Genomic DNA, 17678 nt, shown 5'->3' on the forward strand with positions numbered 1-17678 from the left:
ATTTTGAACTTATTTTTTTAGTGTTTTATAATTCAATACACATTAATTATATCATTAACTTTTAGATAATTTTTATTTAAATAAAAAATTCCCCTTAACTTTAAACGTTAAGAGGAATAAAAATTCTCACCAAAAAATATGATTTGAACTTAATATGTAAATTTCAAGCAAGCACATTTTAATCCTTTTATTAATTATCAATGTCCTTTCATCCTCCGAAATGAACAACGGAGGTTTTCGGACATTTTCTATAAATTAAATTGAAAATATTACGCCCTTGACGATTAGACTAATTTTTATAATTACTAACTTTCGAATCTGTTTCCTTTTTTAAAACCATTACTTTCTCACCATTTATATCAATTTCTCCGTTAAACTTAAATCCTCTACATTTGTACATCTTTATAGCTTGTACATTGTCCCCATATACACTTAAATATATTTCACCGCAATTGTATTCATTAAATAATCTATCAATTAGAATATCTAGACTTTTGTTGCCATAACCCTTTCCTTGGTATTCTTTTGCAATCATAAATCTATCAAGCCATACTCTACCTCTATCTTTTTTATCCTTAAAAAGTCCATACATTGAAAATCCAACCAACTGGTTTTCATTATAAATACCAACTGGTCTCCATAAGTCTGATTCCTTTGCTTCATCTAAACATTCTTTTGTACTTTCTATAAACCCTTCCTGTTCTTTTGCAACATGAAGAGCTAATACATCCTTATAATTTTCTTTTGTGATTTTTTTTATTATTATATTCACTTTACCCATCCCCCATATTCTCTCTATATATAATTATAGGTTAGTAAACATATATTTTCAAATTACTCCGTAAATCCTATTTCATATATTCAGTCAATTCTTTAAAGATAGCCTTTACACCTTTACTCCACCTCTTATCCTCTGCATATCTTTTGCCTATCCACTCGAAAGGATCTTCATCTTTAGGCATATCTTTAGATAAGTTAATTATTGTCCTTGAAGCTATTTTAGTACTATCATCTATATCTGTGTTATATTCTATCCAGCTATGATATACATTGAACGGATTATTAGCTATTTTTTTTGAATTAGCACTATTTTTCGGTACAAAATTCTGCTCCTGACCTGTTATAGAAAAAAGTAAAATTGGATTTACATTAAATTCTTCTGCCACAGAAATTATAGTGGAAAAATACGGTTCTTCCACTAAAAGAGAGCTGCGTTTGCATAAAAACTCCTTTAATTTTGCTTCATTTATTTTTTTGTATCTCATATATTTAGGCATATGCGAATTCACATATTTACTTTTAATGCTCTTATTTTTCTCCTCTTTAACCATGGAGTTTTCTTTTATTTGCTGTTTTCCAATGACATTAGAATAATAAGCCTTCCCTATACCACCTAGTAATATAATACTGGTAATGATTACAATAACCATGCCTGGTATCTTTTTTAATTTTTTCCAACCTATCAATTGTTTTATTAAATAATTTTTAGACTTTTTATACTCTTCTATATTACTGTGCAGTAGAGTATTCTCATTATTTTGCTTATAAGCTTGATCTTTCGAACATAAATTTTTATTTGCTAATTCCTCTTTATCTTCATTTGTTGAAATATTTACATTTATATCTTTAAAACCTAAGTCTTTAAAACACTGCTGAAGCTCACTTGTTGTAAACTCCATCTTTGTATTTAAACTAATCCAATCTACCAACTTCTCCGGTAAATCATACCTTATCCCATTATAATTTATACAAATTTCAAAAACATCTTTAAAAGTAACTATCTTTTTACCATTAATAAGAAGATTCACTAATACCTCTTTCTTAATATCTGACTTTAATTCTTCTGGTAATCCTTTTAAATTATTATATATAATACTGCTAATTGTATGAGAAAGTATTTGTGAATTTTTGGAAGATACATTTTCAGAATATTTATTATCTATATAATTTTTAATAGTCACTATATCTTCTTTATCTAAAATTTTTATATTGTTTAATTTATTTAAAACTGTACTCATAAATTCAATACCTACTATATTTTTTATATTCTCTTTATTTATCGTATACTTCTGATAGATATCTACTTTACAAGCCAAGTTTTATCTTATGTTATTGTAGTTTATTTCTTCTTAATTTTATCTCTTCATTAAATTCTTCTAGCTTTTCTTGACCAATAATATTTTAAATCTACCTGAATATCAACTTTCAAGTTTTCACCCCCCTCTTCATTAAATAACTACCACTGCCTCATAGCAATTTATCTTATATACTTATTATAATAATAATTACCCCTATAGACTACTGATTATAAATAAGCGGTAGTCTATTTCAAATAAGCGGTAAAATATAAGGATTAATAATCTTTATCGTAAAAAAATATAAACTAAGGCAGTAACTCCTAATTTTATAGTAACTACTTCCTTAGTTTATATTTTTCCTAAAACCTAAGCACTTTCCTTTTCATTATAATACCTAGCTTGTGAATTCCACAACTCATAGTATTTGCCCTCTTCATCTTTTATTAGATTTTTGTGATTGCCCTTTTGAATTATTCTTCCCTCGTGAAATACTGCTATCTCATCACAGAATCTGCAAGATGAAAGTCTATGTGATATATAAAAAGCCGTTTTTGTGCCTACTATTTCATTAAATTTAGAATAAATTTCAAATTCTGATATAGGATCTAGTGCTGCTGTAGGCTCGTCTAGTATCATAATAGGTGCATCACGATATAAAGCTCTAGCTAAGGCTATCTTCTGAGCTTCTCCGCCTGAAATTTCTATTCCTTCTTCATCAAAGTCCTTATATAAGGATGTGTGTACCCCTTTAGACATAGTATTTAATCTTTCTTTTAGTCCAACCTCTTCTACTACATTCACTACAGACTTTTCATCATAATCTGTTGTTGCTGCAACGTTTTGTCCTAGAGAAAAGGAAAACAGCTTAAAATCTTGAAATACTATTGAAAATAGGCTCATGTATTCCTCATAATTATATTTCTTTATGTCTATACCATTTAATAATATCTCCCCTTCATTTGGGTCATACAATCTGCAAAGAAGCTTTATAAAAGTGGTTTTTCCTGAGCCGTTCATTCCAACTATTGCAAGGCGTTCCCCAATATTTAATTTCATAGAAACATTCTTTAGGACATAAATCTCTGACCCTGGATATTTAAAAGATACATTTTTAAACTCTATCTGATATTCATCATCATTTCTCTTCTCTACTGGGAGGGTTCCATTATGTTTTTCTCCTTTAATATTTAAAAAATCATAATAAAGTTCTACGTATTTATTATTATTAACAATTTCATTAAAAGAGGATAGAACTTCCTTACTTCCAGTCATAAATTGATTTATACTTCCCACATACTTGACTATACTGCCTATGGTTATAGCGCCAGCTATAGCCTTTAATGCAACAAAGGAATATACCATACCACTAGAAAGTGATGATATTAATGCATCAAATGCACTATATTTTGCCTTCATATTACCCATTTGATTAAACATTTTTCTTGAGTTTTTATCAAATTTTTTTAACTCATCACTAATTATTGGTATTTCATTATATAGCCTTACTCCTTTTCCTACATTGTAATCCGATACCATGTCACCATAAAATCCCCAAACTCTATTTAAATCCATTAACTTATTGAAATACTTAAATAATCCCTTTTCAGCTTTAGATGTTAATTTTAAACTAATTAATGTACCTACAAAAATTACAATTAAAAATACATAAGAAAACCATATAGAATTTATAAATGGTATACCTCCACCTGTAATTTTGGGTATAAATAAATCTATAACTAAAAAAGTAGATGTTATCACTGTTATTAGTCCTTTTATAAATCTCCCCATCTCCTGTATAATAAGAGGGATACCTGCTCCATTCATATTTTGAGCTTCCTTTATCTTTGTACGAAGCTTGTGCACCTCTAGATTTTCCACATATTCATAGTCCATATTTGCTATCTTTTCACTTAATTTCATATCTTGATTTTCATATACAATCTCTATGAGCAACCCTTTTAAATGTTCAAGTGCCGTAGAAATAAGATGAATTCCTAAATTTAACAGAATAGTTATCCCTACCAACATCTTAAGATTATGAATATTTTTATTTCCAAGTAGTTCATCAATAATTAATGCAGACATATATATATTTATAAAAGGCGAGACAGATTCAAAAAGTGAATGAAATATAGTAACAGGCAGTACCCAAGGCTGTAATTTATAAACCTCCTTTAAACCAAATCTTAATATTTTAATTTGTTTTTTTAAATCCCCTTTACGCATATTTTTCACCTCCTACATTATTTTTATAATAGTAGCTCTGCATGTCGTACATCTTTCTATATTCTCCCTCTTTATTCATAAGGCTATAATGGTCTCCTTCTTCTTTTACCGCTCCATTCTCAATAAACACTATCCTGTCACAAAACCTAGTAGAAGATAACCTATGGGATATAAATATGGAAGTATGTCCTTTTGTAAGTTCATTATATTTTTGATAAATTTCATTTTCAGCTATAGGGTCCAGTGCTGCTGTAGGCTCGTCTAATATTATAATTGGAGCATCCTTATATAGTGCTTTGGCAAGCATTAATTTCTGCATCTCTCCCCCTGATAATTCCACAGCATTCTTATGCACAGATTTAATCATTGGAGTTTTCTCTTTCTTAGGTAGAGACTCTATTTTTTTCATAAGACCTGACAAGTTAAAAACCCTTTGCATTTTCTCCTCATCTATATTTTTTTCTATATCTGGTGCAATATTTCTCTCAATAGATGTAGGCAAAACATGCATTTCTTGAAATACCACAGAAAACAAAGTATAGTAATTATCTCTATTATAAAACCTGCTTTTCTTACCGTTTATATATATTTGTCCTTTTGTAGGAGTGTATAATCCACATATAAGCTTTACTAAAGTGGTTTTACCTGCTCCATTAACCCCTACTAATGCTAATTTTTCTCCTTTTTTTATGTGTAGATTCATATTCTTAATAGTGTAATCCTCAGCTCCCCCGTATTTATAATACACATTTTTAAGTTCAATATCACAGGGCATTCCATAGGAAGGAATTTCTATCCCCTGCCCTCTATTCATCTTATCCTCCATCTCTAGATACTCTCTCAAATCACATACATCAAGACTAAAGGAATTTAAGGTATTAATATTTTTTACAATGCCTGATAACCATGTAGAAAAACCAGCTACAGCTCCAAAATACATTACAAAATTTCCTATAGCCATCCCTCTATAAATAACTGAATATATAAGAAATCCATAGGTTATTCCATCTCTTAAAAGAAGAAGTATTCCATCAACGAAATTAGCAAAATATCTTCTTTTTATATTTTTATTTTTAAAATAAATTTCTTTCTTTTGAAAAGTTTTGTACATACTTTTAAACCAAGGAAACATATTATAAATTCTTATATCTTTAGAAGATTTAAAATCTCCTGTTCTTTCTCTTATATATCTTATTTTTCTTTGCATTGGCACCGTATTGTTTTTATTTTTGTGCTCATATTTGTTTACATACCTTCCTATAAAATAATTTATTACTGAAGATAAAATTATAAATATAATTATGAAAGGATGAATAGTAACTATTATGGCTGAATATATTACAAACCCGATCATATTAGAAAATAATTCTATTATAACCTCTACTATTGCTTCTGTGGCAGAAGCATTCATCTGCATAGCTCTACTTGCTCTAGATAAATTTTCTTGCCCATCTAAACTATCTACGTTCTCAAAATCTGTATCAAATGTCTTATTTATTGCTAAGTTCATGTATTTAAATCTGTAGCCTATTTTTCTAAAATAAGTTATAGATTTTGTAGTATTTAAAATTATATTCAAAAGGATCATTATAACAACAGGTATGCCTAAATTTATCATAAGCTTAAAAACTGACAAATTAGAAGTTACAGAATCTATTACTATCTTAGGCAAATATATACCTATAAGCGGAATAATAACTGTTATTGGGATCTGCACAATAACTAACCACCATAAAGTCTTATCCCATCTCCAAATATTTTTTATTAAATACATAGTGTTAGTAAATGTTGAATATTTAGCTTTATCCCTTTGAACTTTTTCACTCATAACATCATCACCCTTTTTATATTTTTTTGTAATACTACTGCAATTAACTTAGTTAATGTAAACTTTAAAATCTAGAATTAAGTTGGAATTTATACACCAGTTTCTTGATTTAAATTTTAAAAACTCCTACGAAGTTTTGTCCTTCATTTTCAATTTTAAATTCTAAATTTTTTTACCCCTAATTGCTCATTGATTATTAATTACAAATTACAGGTAACCATTCATTACCCTAGCTATATAATATCAATACGAAGATTTTAATGTATAAAAAAAGCACCAATGGTTATATTTAAAACACCAATGGTACTATATAGATAAAATAATCTCCGTTGCAAATACACCTTCTTCATTTTGCCTATTTATAAATCCATCATATTTAGCCACAATGCTATCTACTCTTTTTAGTCCAAAGCCATGGTTTATCCCTATTTTCGTGCTTACATATCCTAGACTTGTCTTTTTAACTTTTCCTCCACTAGAATTTGTTATAGAAATATATAACTGCTTTTTCATCTCTCTTATGTATACCCTTATAAATCTTTCATCAGGATTTTCTATCTTAAGAGTAGCTTCCATAGCATTATCCATTAAGTTTCCAATGATAATACATAAATCTATATCTGCTACTTGAAGGTTCTTAGGCACTATTGCCTTAGCATTCATATTTATCTTTTGGCTAATTGCTAGGGATAGTTTACTATTCAGTATTGCATCCACCATTATATTTCCTGTTTTTAAAACTCTATCTATTTGGGTCAAATCCTTATCTAAATCGTTGAAGTAATTTTTCATGTCCTCATATCTTCCTAATTCAAGATACGCTTTCATGGTCTGTATATGATTGTGATAATCATGCCTCCAGCCCCTCATTTTTCTATAAATATTTTCCACCTCGTTATAGTGCTTTGCTATAAGATCATCTTGATAATCAGAGATACGCTTGTCCACTAATTTAAATAGTATGTATCTAATTAAAAAAAACAAGAGAACAATTAAAATTATAATAGCTACAATTATAAGGATAATACCCCTACTACTCATCTATATCACCTCTAAAATACTTTATAAATGCCACATTGGTATCCTGATATCTTCTCCTACTTACAGGAATAATTTCTCCATTATCTAATTCTAACTGTGTACTTTTTATAGAATTTATATACCTAAGTCCCACCACATAGGATCTATGACATCTTACAAACATATTCTTATCCAGCTCTTTTTCTATAGTCCCTATGCTTTTTCTAGTGGTATATTTATTCTGCAGGGTATTTATCTCTATATAATGAGCAAAAGCCTCGATGTAAAGTATATCCTTCTGATTTATTTTATTAAATTCACCCTCTGCCTCTATAAGAATTGCTTTTTCTTCCTTTGAAATTTTATCTAAGGCTCTATCTAAACATTCATATAGCTTTTCTTCTTTTATTGGCTTTATTAAATAATTTATTGCTTCCACATCATAGCCTGCTTGAATATAATCAGTAACTGCTGTTATAAATATTATCTTTACATCACTGTTTTCATTTCGTACCTTCTTGGCAAGTTCAATACCGTTTTTTCCTGGCATTTGAACATCTAATAAAAGTATTTCATGTCTTTTGTCCATACTCCATTTAAAATAAAAGCTTTCAGCATTATAAAAGTTTTCTATGCTTACCCTTATCCCCTTAGAACTTGACCATTTTTTAACATATTTATTCAAAAGTTCTAATTGTACCTTTTCATCTTCAATAATAGCAATACTCACTCTATCTAGCATTTTCTCACCCCACTATAATGAATTATAACACATTTATGTATGTTCATTACATTCTGTAAATTACCTAGCTCCATGAATTTTCATTGCTACAATTTGAATTTAATAATTATTACATGTCTAAATTAAGTCTTAAGACAAATGAAAAAAGCACTGCATCCTACCAAGAAAATGTTACCCTATTTTTAAATTATTCTTTTACCCAGTAACTACTGCAATCATCAGAACGTTCAAGAAAACCATACTCTATAAGTGACCTTCTAATAGTTGCATAATCCTCATATATTCTTTTTAAAATTCTATTTATTTCTTTTTCAGAGTATTTCTTTCCTTTGGAAAAATTCTTAACTATTTCAGATAAAATTATTAATTTTTTCTTTTCCTTAGCAGGAAATGTTTTTATCGCTCCACTTTCATCCATATAAATTTTAATTGTACTTTTTCTTTCCTTATCAGTAATGTTATATCTATCATCTAGTGTAGTTGCTGTTTTATGTGCATCACATAGAGTATCTTTATCCAATTTATTCACCTTTTTCTTTGTGTTTAATGCTAGTAATTCCATTATAGATAAAAATAATTTTGCTTGTTTTTCTTTTTCACGTAACTTATAGCGATGATTTCTTATAGTAGACTGTGCTACACCTAACTTTTCAGCAATCTCCTTATCAGTTAATCCTGAAGCCATTAGTACTAAAAGTTCTCTTTGAACCTGTGATATACCTGTAAATGCTGGGTTCATACCTAATAAATATTCTAAGGTAGAACCATGTTTTTCTAATATATGCATCTCTGTAGCTTTTCTTGAATCATAAAGAATAGAATCTATTTCATATATTCTTCCCTTTGCAAATTCTTCCTCACAAATTATACATTTATAGCCTTCCTCTAACTCTATATACCCTTTTTTCACCTCTTCAATAGTTGCATCCCAAAATAATTCTTTATTATTTTCCTTCATACTATTCAACTCCCCTATTTCATATATTTCTATATAAATTATAGGTGAAATTCAGCATTTTGTCTATATATAAATAAACTTTTATTCATTTTGCCTACATATTATTTAATTATTAACACAAAAATTAGTAGCCCTTTCTAAGAGCTACTATTATAAATGTTTTTTCATATAATTCCTATAATGAATAATATACAATAATTATCCCACAAAAAGTATTACATTACTTGAATTATGAAATTTCTCTGGAATGAGTTGCATAAGGAGCAAAGAAACTATTTAAATTTAATTTTAGAAATTCTTCTTTTAGACAGATAAAATTATTGTATAATATCCAAATTAAAATATATTCTCATTTAAAACTCTTTACTATCTCTGCATCATCAAAGTGTATAAGTTTTTCCCCAACAATCTGATAATTTTCATGTCCTTTTCCAGCAATAATAACTATGTCACCAGTTCTAGCTGTATTAAGAGCTGCATATATAGCCTGTTTTCTATCTTGAATTTTCTCATATATGCAGTTAGTTTTTTTAATTCCTACTTCAATGTCATTTATGATACCTGTAGGATTTTCATTTCTTGGGTTGTCAGAAGTTATAAAACACATATCTGCAAACTCTCCCCCCATTTCTCCCATAATAGGCCGTTTGGTTTTATCTCTATTACCACCACAACCAAATACTAAAATAATCCTATTTTTAGTTAATTCTCTTGCAGTACTCAATACATTCTTAAGGGCATCAGGAGTATGAGCATAATCTACTATAGTCAGATAGTCCTTATTATTGGGAACTACCTGAAACCTCCCAGCTACACCAGTAATATTACTTATTTCTTCAATAATTATATCTAAAGGTATACATAGAAAATAACAAGCTGCAATAGCTGCCAAAGCATTATAAACGCTAAATTTCCCAGGGATTTTTAACCTTACTTTCTTTAAAACACCATGAAAATCCAATATAAAGTTTACACCTTCAAGGGAATAACATATATCTCTTGCCTTAAAATCACAAGAGTTATGGATTCCATAGGTTATAATGTCACATTTAGCATTTTGTTTTATATCCCACGAAACTTTATCGTCATAATTAATAATTCCAAGCCTACACATTTTAAATAATTTTATTTTAGCGTTTTTATAATTTTCCATTGTTCCATGCTCTTCCAAATGATCTTGAGTTAAATTTGTAAATATGCCAATATCAAAATCACATTTATAAACTCTATAATTATTCAGCGCAGATGAACTAACTTCCATTACTACATCTTCAACGCCTAATTCAATCATTTCATTAAATGACTCTTGAAGTTCAATAGCATCTGGAGTTGTGGGGTTTTTCTTTTGGGTTTTTAGTGTTTTATTTCCAATACGATTTTCAATAGTACCAATAACTCCAACTTTACGCCCAAGACCTTCTAATATTTTTGATATAAAGATAGCCACAGAAGTCTTTCCATTTGTTCCTGTAACACCTATAAGATTGAATTTTTTAGAAGGCTCATTATAATAAGTATTTGCAATACTAGCTACTACAACTTTTGTATTTTGAACTTTAATAATAGTAATATTCTCTGGAATGTTCTGCACTTCATGTTCCACCACCAATGCAATGGCACCAGCATTAACCGCTGCACAGGCATAATCATGCCTGTCTATATTTCTATTTTTTACACATACAAATAATGCATTAGATTTAACTCTTCTAGAATCCCATGCAATACTGTGGATATCTATTTCATCTGAGCCTCTCATTATTGTGTATGGAATATTAATTAATAATTCCTTTACTTTCATATACATCCTCCAATGAACCTATTCTCTGATTATCTATAAGTAATACTTCCTCTTCTACAAATGCAGTAAGTAACGTTAAATAAGTTTATAGCTTACATTTTATAATACAGCTTTATATAATCTATTATATTGATATTTTTTACTAGTTTTATAGTTAAAATTGCCATAAACATTGTAAAAAATGCTTTATATCATTATAAATTTAAAGAGCGTACATAGATTTGATTTACACAAATCTATGTACGCTCTTTAATTTACTTCTATTATATAATTAAACTCATCTATTTTTTTATATTTTAATTCTTTATTGAATTTTGAGAATTCAGCTTCTAGAAAATCAATATACGAATAATACTCATCTCTTACTTCATCTATTTGTTCTTTAGATAACCTTTTTACAACATTTATTTCTCCCTGTTTATCTTTAAACATCAAATCTCCAATAATTATTTTTCCATTATTTCTTAATACTCTAAGCATTTCTCTTATAGCTATAGACTTTTCATCATTATTTAAATGATGAAAAGCATATGTGGAGACTATGATATCAAAACATTTATCACTATAAGGTATTTTTAAAAACTCTCCTAATCTAACCTTTAACTTTGGATATTTTTCTTTTGCAACTCGAAGCATCTCTCTAGATTGATCTATTCCTACTATATCATAATCATTCTCTAAAAATTTACCAGCTAAATTCCCTGTTCCAACGCCTATCTCTAATATACGAGAATCATTTATTATGGAACTTACAGCTAAATTATATACATTTTCTAATATTAAGTTATAATTTTCATATATCTTAAGCGCTCCTTTATCTTTCATTACAGATTCATCATAACTATCAGCCCAACTATTAAAATCCCATCTGTCCTTCCAACTATTTTTAATTTCACTTAATTCATTAGCACTTTTTATAATATCTAATATATTATCATCTGCCTTACACTCATCTGATTCATAAATATTATCTATTATGCTTTCAAGAGAATTTCTTACAACATTTAATCTATCAATTTCATTACTTACAATCTGCCACTCCCTATTAAAGTGATTTAAATAGTTACTGCTATTATTATTAAGCATTATGTCTTTTATATCTTTAATTGTTAAACCTACAGACCTATATAATAATATTGCCTGCAGCTTCATTATATCTTCCTCGGTAAATTTTCTATACTCATTGTCTACATTTCTTAAAGGAGCTAATAATCCTTTTTTCTCATAATGCCTAATTTTATTAGCTGTTATATCAAACATATTAGCCACTTCATTTATGCTATAATAATTTTTCATATTCTCTCATCTCCTTCAAGTGTTATTCTAAACCTTAGCCTTGGACTAAGGTCAAGAAGGAAATATATATTTTGTATTGAAATTCAATTCTAAATACTGCTGTAAACTATTTTTATTAGTAAATATTAAATTGAATAATTTCAATTTAACACAAACATATGTTGACTTTAATGATAAAATAAAATCTTTAGTCCTTTTGCAATCTGCTACTGGGAAATCAGGAGTAGTTCAAGTTTTTATCCCAGTTTTCTAACTAATCCTTTTTGACAAAAACTTGCTTCATAAACTACTATTGTGGCTGCAACTCCTACATTTAATGAATCTGCTCCTCCAAACATAGGTATTATTACTCTTTCACATTGGCATTTATTCCAAATGTCTGAAATACCATGTATTTCATTTCCTACAATAATGGCAGTTCTCCCTTTATAGTCAGTATTATAATAACTTTTACTAGCCTTTAGATCAGTAATAATAATTTTAAATTGATTACTTTTAAGCCACATTATAACGTCTTTTACATCTTTATCTATTACTGGCAGCATAAAGCTAGACCCCATGCTTGATTTTATTAATTTTTGATTTGTTTTTCTCACATTACTATTGCAAATAATTACTCCATCTCCACCAGCCCCATCAACAGACCTTATAATTGTTCCAATATTCCCTGGCTTCGCCAATCCATCAAGTACTACTAGCAAATTGTTCTCCTTCAATTCTATATCATCAAGTTTATACTGGGGAAAACTGCATAATAAAAAAAATCCCTCACCACTATCTCTACTACTTAATCTACTACATAGATTACTTGATATTAAATATGAATTATCTGCTGCACTAACAATAAATCGGACCATTTCAAGCATAGTTTTGCTTTTAATAAAATCTGGGCAAAACACAAAACTTTTTATTCTTATATTACTATTAATTATCTTTTCATATGCCCATAGCCCTTCTATAACAAATAAGTTTTCATCCTCAATCTTTTTATTCTTTATTAATTTATTTATATTTCTTACTGAAGGCTCTTTACTGCCAACAAATTTTAAGTTAGAAAACTCCCTATATAACTCCTCAATATTTATCTCCATTGTATCACCCCAATTTCTTAAAAACACTGATACAATCATTTTAATATAATTTTATACTACTATAATAGGTAAAAAACATTTCTATATCATTCTTTACAAAAAAGCTACCACTCATTTTATTACTTCAGTGATAGCTTTTTTGAAGTTTATGTTATTTATAATACAGTTCTGCACAATCCCTATATTGTTATGGAATACCACGTGAACTACCACCGAGACAAGCAACGGTGACTTTTGAGCATTTTCTATAAAAAATTTCTAATAAACTCTAACAAAAGCTTCCCTATATTAGGATATACTTGCTTTATAGCAGTTATAACCTCATTTGAATTTACTGGCATCTTAAACATATATTCACCTGTTCCATGTTGGTTAAAGATAGCTACTATACCTTTGGCTACTCCTCCTATAGCTATATCTGCTCTTGCATATCCGCCTAATGCAATGTGCTTTGCGATTGCCGCTCCTCCTAAACTTGCTACATAAGCTACAGAAAATCCTCCTATGGATAGCATTCCTGAAAATGCCGCACCACCAATTGCCATTAAAATAGCTAAAGATATTCCTCCAAAACTTAAGACTCCTATAGAAACACCTCCAAGGCTAACCAATCCGATAGCCACACTTCCAAATGAAAATATTCCTTTAGCTATTCCTAAAGGCTTTGTATTTACATGAACGAGCGGTATCCCAAAAATCTTTGCCTTAGAAACATACTCATATCCATATTTATACCTCCGTCCATACCACCAACAATTTCTTGTATTTTGTCTAACCTCTAGGTTTTCTCTAAATTCTTCAGCAATTTCTTCCGGATCACCAAGAAGAATATATGGATCATTTTCTCCAGTAATTTGCTGTTTTTCTATAAGAGATACGTATAAATCCTCTTTTATTCGTTTTCTCTTTTTCCCAACTACCCCTATACTATCTACAATTCCGTCAATGTAATCCTGAAAGTCCTTGTTCATTTATAACACTTCCTTTCCCTAAATACCTAAAACTTTATTAGTTATTCCATAAAAATATTTCCATATATCAATTTGCTTCCTATAAGCTTCAATTCCATTTTTAGTAATTTTATAATATTTTCTTGGAATTTTTCTTTCTCCCTTTGGTACTACACTATAACTTTTAATAAATCCATTATCCTCTAGCCTATAAAGTACTGGATACAATGTACCCTCTTTCAATTTGTAATATCCTTCACTTATTTCATCTAATAGCTGTATTATTTCATATCCATACATATCTTTTTCTGAAATTAGTTTTAAAATTATTATAGATAATGTACCCTTCTTTAGCTGATTATCCAATTCTGGCAAAGAGCTCACCCCTCTCTATTATTAGATTTCTATATACTTAGTATTACTAAGTATATTACTAATTATACTACTTGTAAATACAAACCAATACTTTTTTGCTTAAAATTTCTAATTTGTTTTTGAACATTAAAAAAGCAGCCCATCACGAATGGATTAGCTACTTTTTTTTACTTTATTAGTGACCTCTAACAAATTTTCTTAATTTCATCAAAATAAAGTTCCCCCTTTTGATTTTTTTCAAAGTTGTATTCCTTATCTATCCATGTATGATGAAATGTATTTTCTGATATAGGATAGATTGGCATTACCCATTTATCTTCTACGTATATTTAAGACAGTAATTTTTTAACTGAACACATACACTTTCTATATCTTTTCCTTCATTTTGCAATTCACTCTGCCATTTTCTCATGCATATTGGTAAATTTTCAAATTTTTCATTGGCTATTATATCTTTAATATCTTCATTTATTATATTGCCCATAGAAAAAACGTCATCAGGAACTATCTCACATGGTTTCACGTTTCCATCTCCACTTATAGCTAAAGAAAAAGTTCCTCCTCCGCACAAAAGACATTTGGAATTTGAATAGGGTTGTATACTATCATGACTCATATTAAAATCAGAATTATATTCATCTTCCTTATCACAATCTACATTTATTTTATCTTTATACTCCTCTTTTAAAGAATTAAGTACCTTCAAAATTTGTTTTTCTGATAATATATCATCCTTATTTGTATTATTTGCCCTTCCTAGTGGAAATAAATATCCAAATCTTATTCTCTTTATATTAAGTTTTATACATAAATTTATTAAATCTACTGCCTCTTTAAGAGAATTCTTTGCTAAAATAGAGCCTATAGATGGATAAACATCATTTTTTATAAGTTCTTCAATAGCTGTTATAGCTTTTCTAAAAGACCCTTTAGCTCTAGTAAACTTATCATGTTCTTCTTCATTAGCTGAGTATAATGGTATTTGAATATTCTTTAATCCTTTAAATCTATGAGCATTTTGACTATTTATTAATGTACCTGTTGTGGTAATAGTTGTTCTAAAATTCTCCTTACAAAAATCTAAAATTTCATAAAAGTCATCATGCAACATAGGCTCACCGCCTGTAAGCTGTATACTATTCAAATTACCCTTAAAAAAATTAAGAGTTTTTAAAATTGTATCTTTGGATATATATTCCTCCTTTTCATTACTACATTCCTTATAACAATGAATACATTTATGGTGACACTTATTAGTAAGGCTGAATATTAAATTATAGGGCATTTTTATTTTTTTGCTACCTGTTACATACATTTCACTATGTATAGGTACATTACTACTAGAAATAAACTCTTTTTTACTGTCAACAAACTGAGAAACTTTTTCTCTAACATCTTCAAAATTACCAATTTCTAATTCAGTATCAATTTCTTTTGCTATGTCATCTATGGTATTTTTTCCATTTATCTTTTCTACTATATATGTTTCTATATCATCTAACATGTATTTTTCAGTATCTCTTATAACTACAGAACAATCCCCAAAATAATGTAGATTGCTATCCCCTAAAAAAATTGGATATACTGCGTTCATGGACTTCCCCTCCTATAATAATGACTGCAAATAAATAATATATTCGCAGTCAAATAAGTTTTGTATTTTTAAATGCTATTCATTCTAGTATGGTTCTTCACCAGGTATACCTCTGCGGCATACACATCCTTGAAGTTTTATAGTTTCTTTTGCTACAAACTGTAAAAATCTTTTTTTAGTCATACTTCTTCCCTCCTTTCTTTTTTGTTTTTTATTTAATATGAATTTATTTACTTTATAAATATATGTGCATTTTCATATGTTATTACCGTACATTTCTAAATTATTTTTTTACACATAGTTTAAATTTACATAACATATAACTTATTTAACAATAGTCATCCTGCCCACCAAAAAAGCTACCACTCCTTAAAATAGTAGTAGCCTTAAACCTATAATTTAGCATATATAATTTTCTTAATACCACACACTTATAAAAAAATTTTTCAGTCATATCTTTAATTTTCTCTGCCTTTTATGCTTATTACATATAAATTCATTCTATTTTTAACAAAGTCATCTATTCTCGCAAAAGTATGCCTATTTCCCCACCCATACTTCAAAAAACAGATTCTATGATATAATAATTTATAAATTATATTATAAAAATTTAGTAAAACAGTTGGAAGGATGATTGTAAATGGATTTTAATACTTTTTTCAAAGTTGGAGAAACTGTCGTTAATGAATACATAGTAAAACCAGAAAATACAGCAGACGTCATTGGAAACACAGGTGTCAATGTGTTGTCTACACCTAGTATGATTGGATTTATGGAAAATACATCTGCAAATGTAGTAATGGATAAAATGCCTGAAAATTATAGAGTTGTTGGAACAAAAATTAATGTTGAACATATAAATTCAACACCTATCAACATGAAAGTTACCGTAAAATCAACATTGACATCAATTGAAGGCAAAAAACTTTGCTACAATGTAGAAGCTTTCAATGAAAAATTTAAAATAGGTTTTGGAACATATGAGCAGCATATAATTAACTTAGAAAGTTTTTTAGATAAAATTTAAGAATTCTAATAGCAAAATCAAAGATTTTAATTGTCACTTTTAGTGTTAACTATAAAAAAGCTCCAAAAAAATAGTAGCTCCTACTTGCAAGTGCTTGCTACTGTTTTTTACTATATTAAATTGTAGTTATACCTATTACATAAATTAAGGCACATTCAAATAAATAACAAGTCAGTATGCTAGTCTATTTTGCGTCATACTGCGTCAGCAGAACCCACCGATAGTTATACTAGCGGCGGAACCTGCTTCCTTGTCTGACACAAAATATACCTGCATCTTTGACTTGTTATTTATTTTCATGTATCTAATCCTCAAACTTTTACTTTTGTAGCTGCTTATTGAGAAGAAATATATTTTCTATTTCATTTCCATGTTCATCATAATATTTTACATCTGCTCCTGTTATATATCCTAATGTATCTCTATCAAGTACACTCCCTTGAATCTTTAATAATGCTTTTTCATCCATAGGTAGCTCTACTTCTTTTGTTTCATAATCTCTTTGGCATACTATCTTTACTTTCATGTCTATCATTCTCCTTTATGGTCTTAGTATGCTTAAATAAGCCCTAAAATATTTGACATTACTAATTCTTCCTTATTTTTTTACTACTACTATTGAAAGTTTATATTTTCTACTTAATAATTATTACCAATTGAGCTTAGCAACATGTCAATCAACCTTAACATTCTTA

General features: G+C 28.5%; 15 protein-coding genes. 1 reads left to right on the forward strand and 14 read right to left on the reverse strand.

Going from position 1 to position 17678, the window contains the following annotated elements; all coding sequences use genetic code 11:
• Positions 1-289: 289 nt before the first annotated feature.
• The 13 genes from CC89_RS13410 to CC89_RS13470 form a co-directional block, all read right to left on the reverse strand.
• Positions 290-772, reverse strand: a complete 483-nt coding sequence (locus CC89_RS13410) for a GNAT family N-acetyltransferase (RefSeq protein ID WP_035292892.1) — start codon at positions 770-772, stop codon at positions 290-292.
• A 76-nt stretch (positions 773-848) separates the two neighbouring features.
• On the reverse strand, positions 849-2096 hold the full coding sequence (locus CC89_RS13415) for a hypothetical protein (protein WP_051931778.1): 1248 nt from the start codon (positions 2094-2096) through the stop codon (positions 849-851).
• Between the two features lie 348 nt (positions 2097-2444).
• Entirely contained in the window at positions 2445-4304 is a 1860-nt protein-coding gene (locus CC89_RS13420; RefSeq protein ID WP_035292894.1) for an ABC transporter ATP-binding protein, read from the reverse strand.
• Positions 4297-6132, reverse strand: a complete 1836-nt coding sequence (locus CC89_RS13425; protein WP_035292896.1) for an ABC transporter ATP-binding protein — start codon at positions 6130-6132, stop codon at positions 4297-4299. Before CC89_RS13425 ends, CC89_RS13420 begins: the two co-directional genes overlap by 8 nt.
• Before the next feature lie 306 nt (positions 6133-6438).
• The gene (locus CC89_RS13430; RefSeq protein ID WP_035292898.1) at positions 6439-7173 is read right to left on the reverse strand and encodes a sensor histidine kinase; all 735 of its coding nucleotides are present in this window, start codon (positions 7171-7173) and stop codon (positions 6439-6441) included.
• Positions 7166-7894, reverse strand: a complete 729-nt coding sequence (locus tag CC89_RS13435; RefSeq protein ID WP_035292900.1) for a LytR/AlgR family response regulator transcription factor — start codon at positions 7892-7894, stop codon at positions 7166-7168. The genes CC89_RS13430 and CC89_RS13435 overlap by 8 nt, the downstream gene beginning before the upstream one ends.
• Positions 7895-8081: 187 nt before the next feature.
• Entirely contained in the window at positions 8082-8852 is a 771-nt protein-coding gene (locus tag CC89_RS13440; RefSeq protein ID WP_035292902.1) for a DUF2087 domain-containing protein, read from the reverse strand.
• A gap of 349 nt (positions 8853-9201) precedes the next feature.
• A complete protein-coding gene (locus tag CC89_RS13445; protein ID WP_035292904.1) occupies positions 9202-10650 on the reverse strand; it encodes a UDP-N-acetylmuramoyl-L-alanyl-D-glutamate--2,6-diaminopimelate ligase in 1449 nt (482 codons plus the stop codon).
• Between the two features lie 249 nt (positions 10651-10899).
• Entirely contained in the window at positions 10900-11946 is a 1047-nt protein-coding gene (locus CC89_RS13450) for a MerR family transcriptional regulator (protein ID WP_035292906.1), read from the reverse strand.
• A gap of 236 nt (positions 11947-12182) precedes the next feature.
• The gene (locus tag CC89_RS13455) at positions 12183-13076 is read right to left on the reverse strand and encodes a TrmH family RNA methyltransferase (RefSeq protein WP_081897056.1); all 894 of its coding nucleotides are present in this window, start codon (positions 13074-13076) and stop codon (positions 12183-12185) included.
• A gap of 206 nt (positions 13077-13282) precedes the next feature.
• Entirely contained in the window at positions 13283-14008 is a 726-nt protein-coding gene (locus tag CC89_RS13460) for a hypothetical protein (protein ID WP_051931780.1), read from the reverse strand.
• Between the two features lie 18 nt (positions 14009-14026).
• Complete coding sequence (locus CC89_RS13465; RefSeq protein WP_035292909.1) at positions 14027-14362, reverse strand: PadR family transcriptional regulator; 336 nt, start codon at positions 14360-14362, stop codon at positions 14027-14029.
• A 319-nt stretch (positions 14363-14681) separates the two neighbouring features.
• Positions 14682-15956 (reverse strand): radical SAM protein, encoded by a 1275-nt coding sequence (locus CC89_RS13470; RefSeq protein WP_035292910.1) that lies wholly within the window; start codon positions 15954-15956, stop codon positions 14682-14684.
• Between the two features lie 640 nt (positions 15957-16596).
• Between CC89_RS13470 and CC89_RS13475 the strand changes: the two genes are divergently transcribed.
• Positions 16597-16983: a thioesterase family protein gene (locus CC89_RS13475; RefSeq protein WP_035292912.1), complete on the forward strand. Its 387-nt coding sequence runs from the start codon at positions 16597-16599 to the stop codon at positions 16981-16983.
• 319 nt (positions 16984-17302) lie between these two features.
• Here the strand turns inward: CC89_RS13475 and CC89_RS13480 are convergent, their stop codons facing one another.
• A complete protein-coding gene (locus CC89_RS13480; protein WP_035292914.1) occupies positions 17303-17509 on the reverse strand; it encodes a hypothetical protein in 207 nt (68 codons plus the stop codon).
• Positions 17510-17678: the final 169 nt, after the last annotated feature.

It is taken from the genome of Clostridium sp. KNHs214, assembly GCF_000744935.1.
In the GTDB taxonomy this organism is placed as follows: domain Bacteria; phylum Bacillota; class Clostridia; order Clostridiales; family Clostridiaceae; genus Haloimpatiens.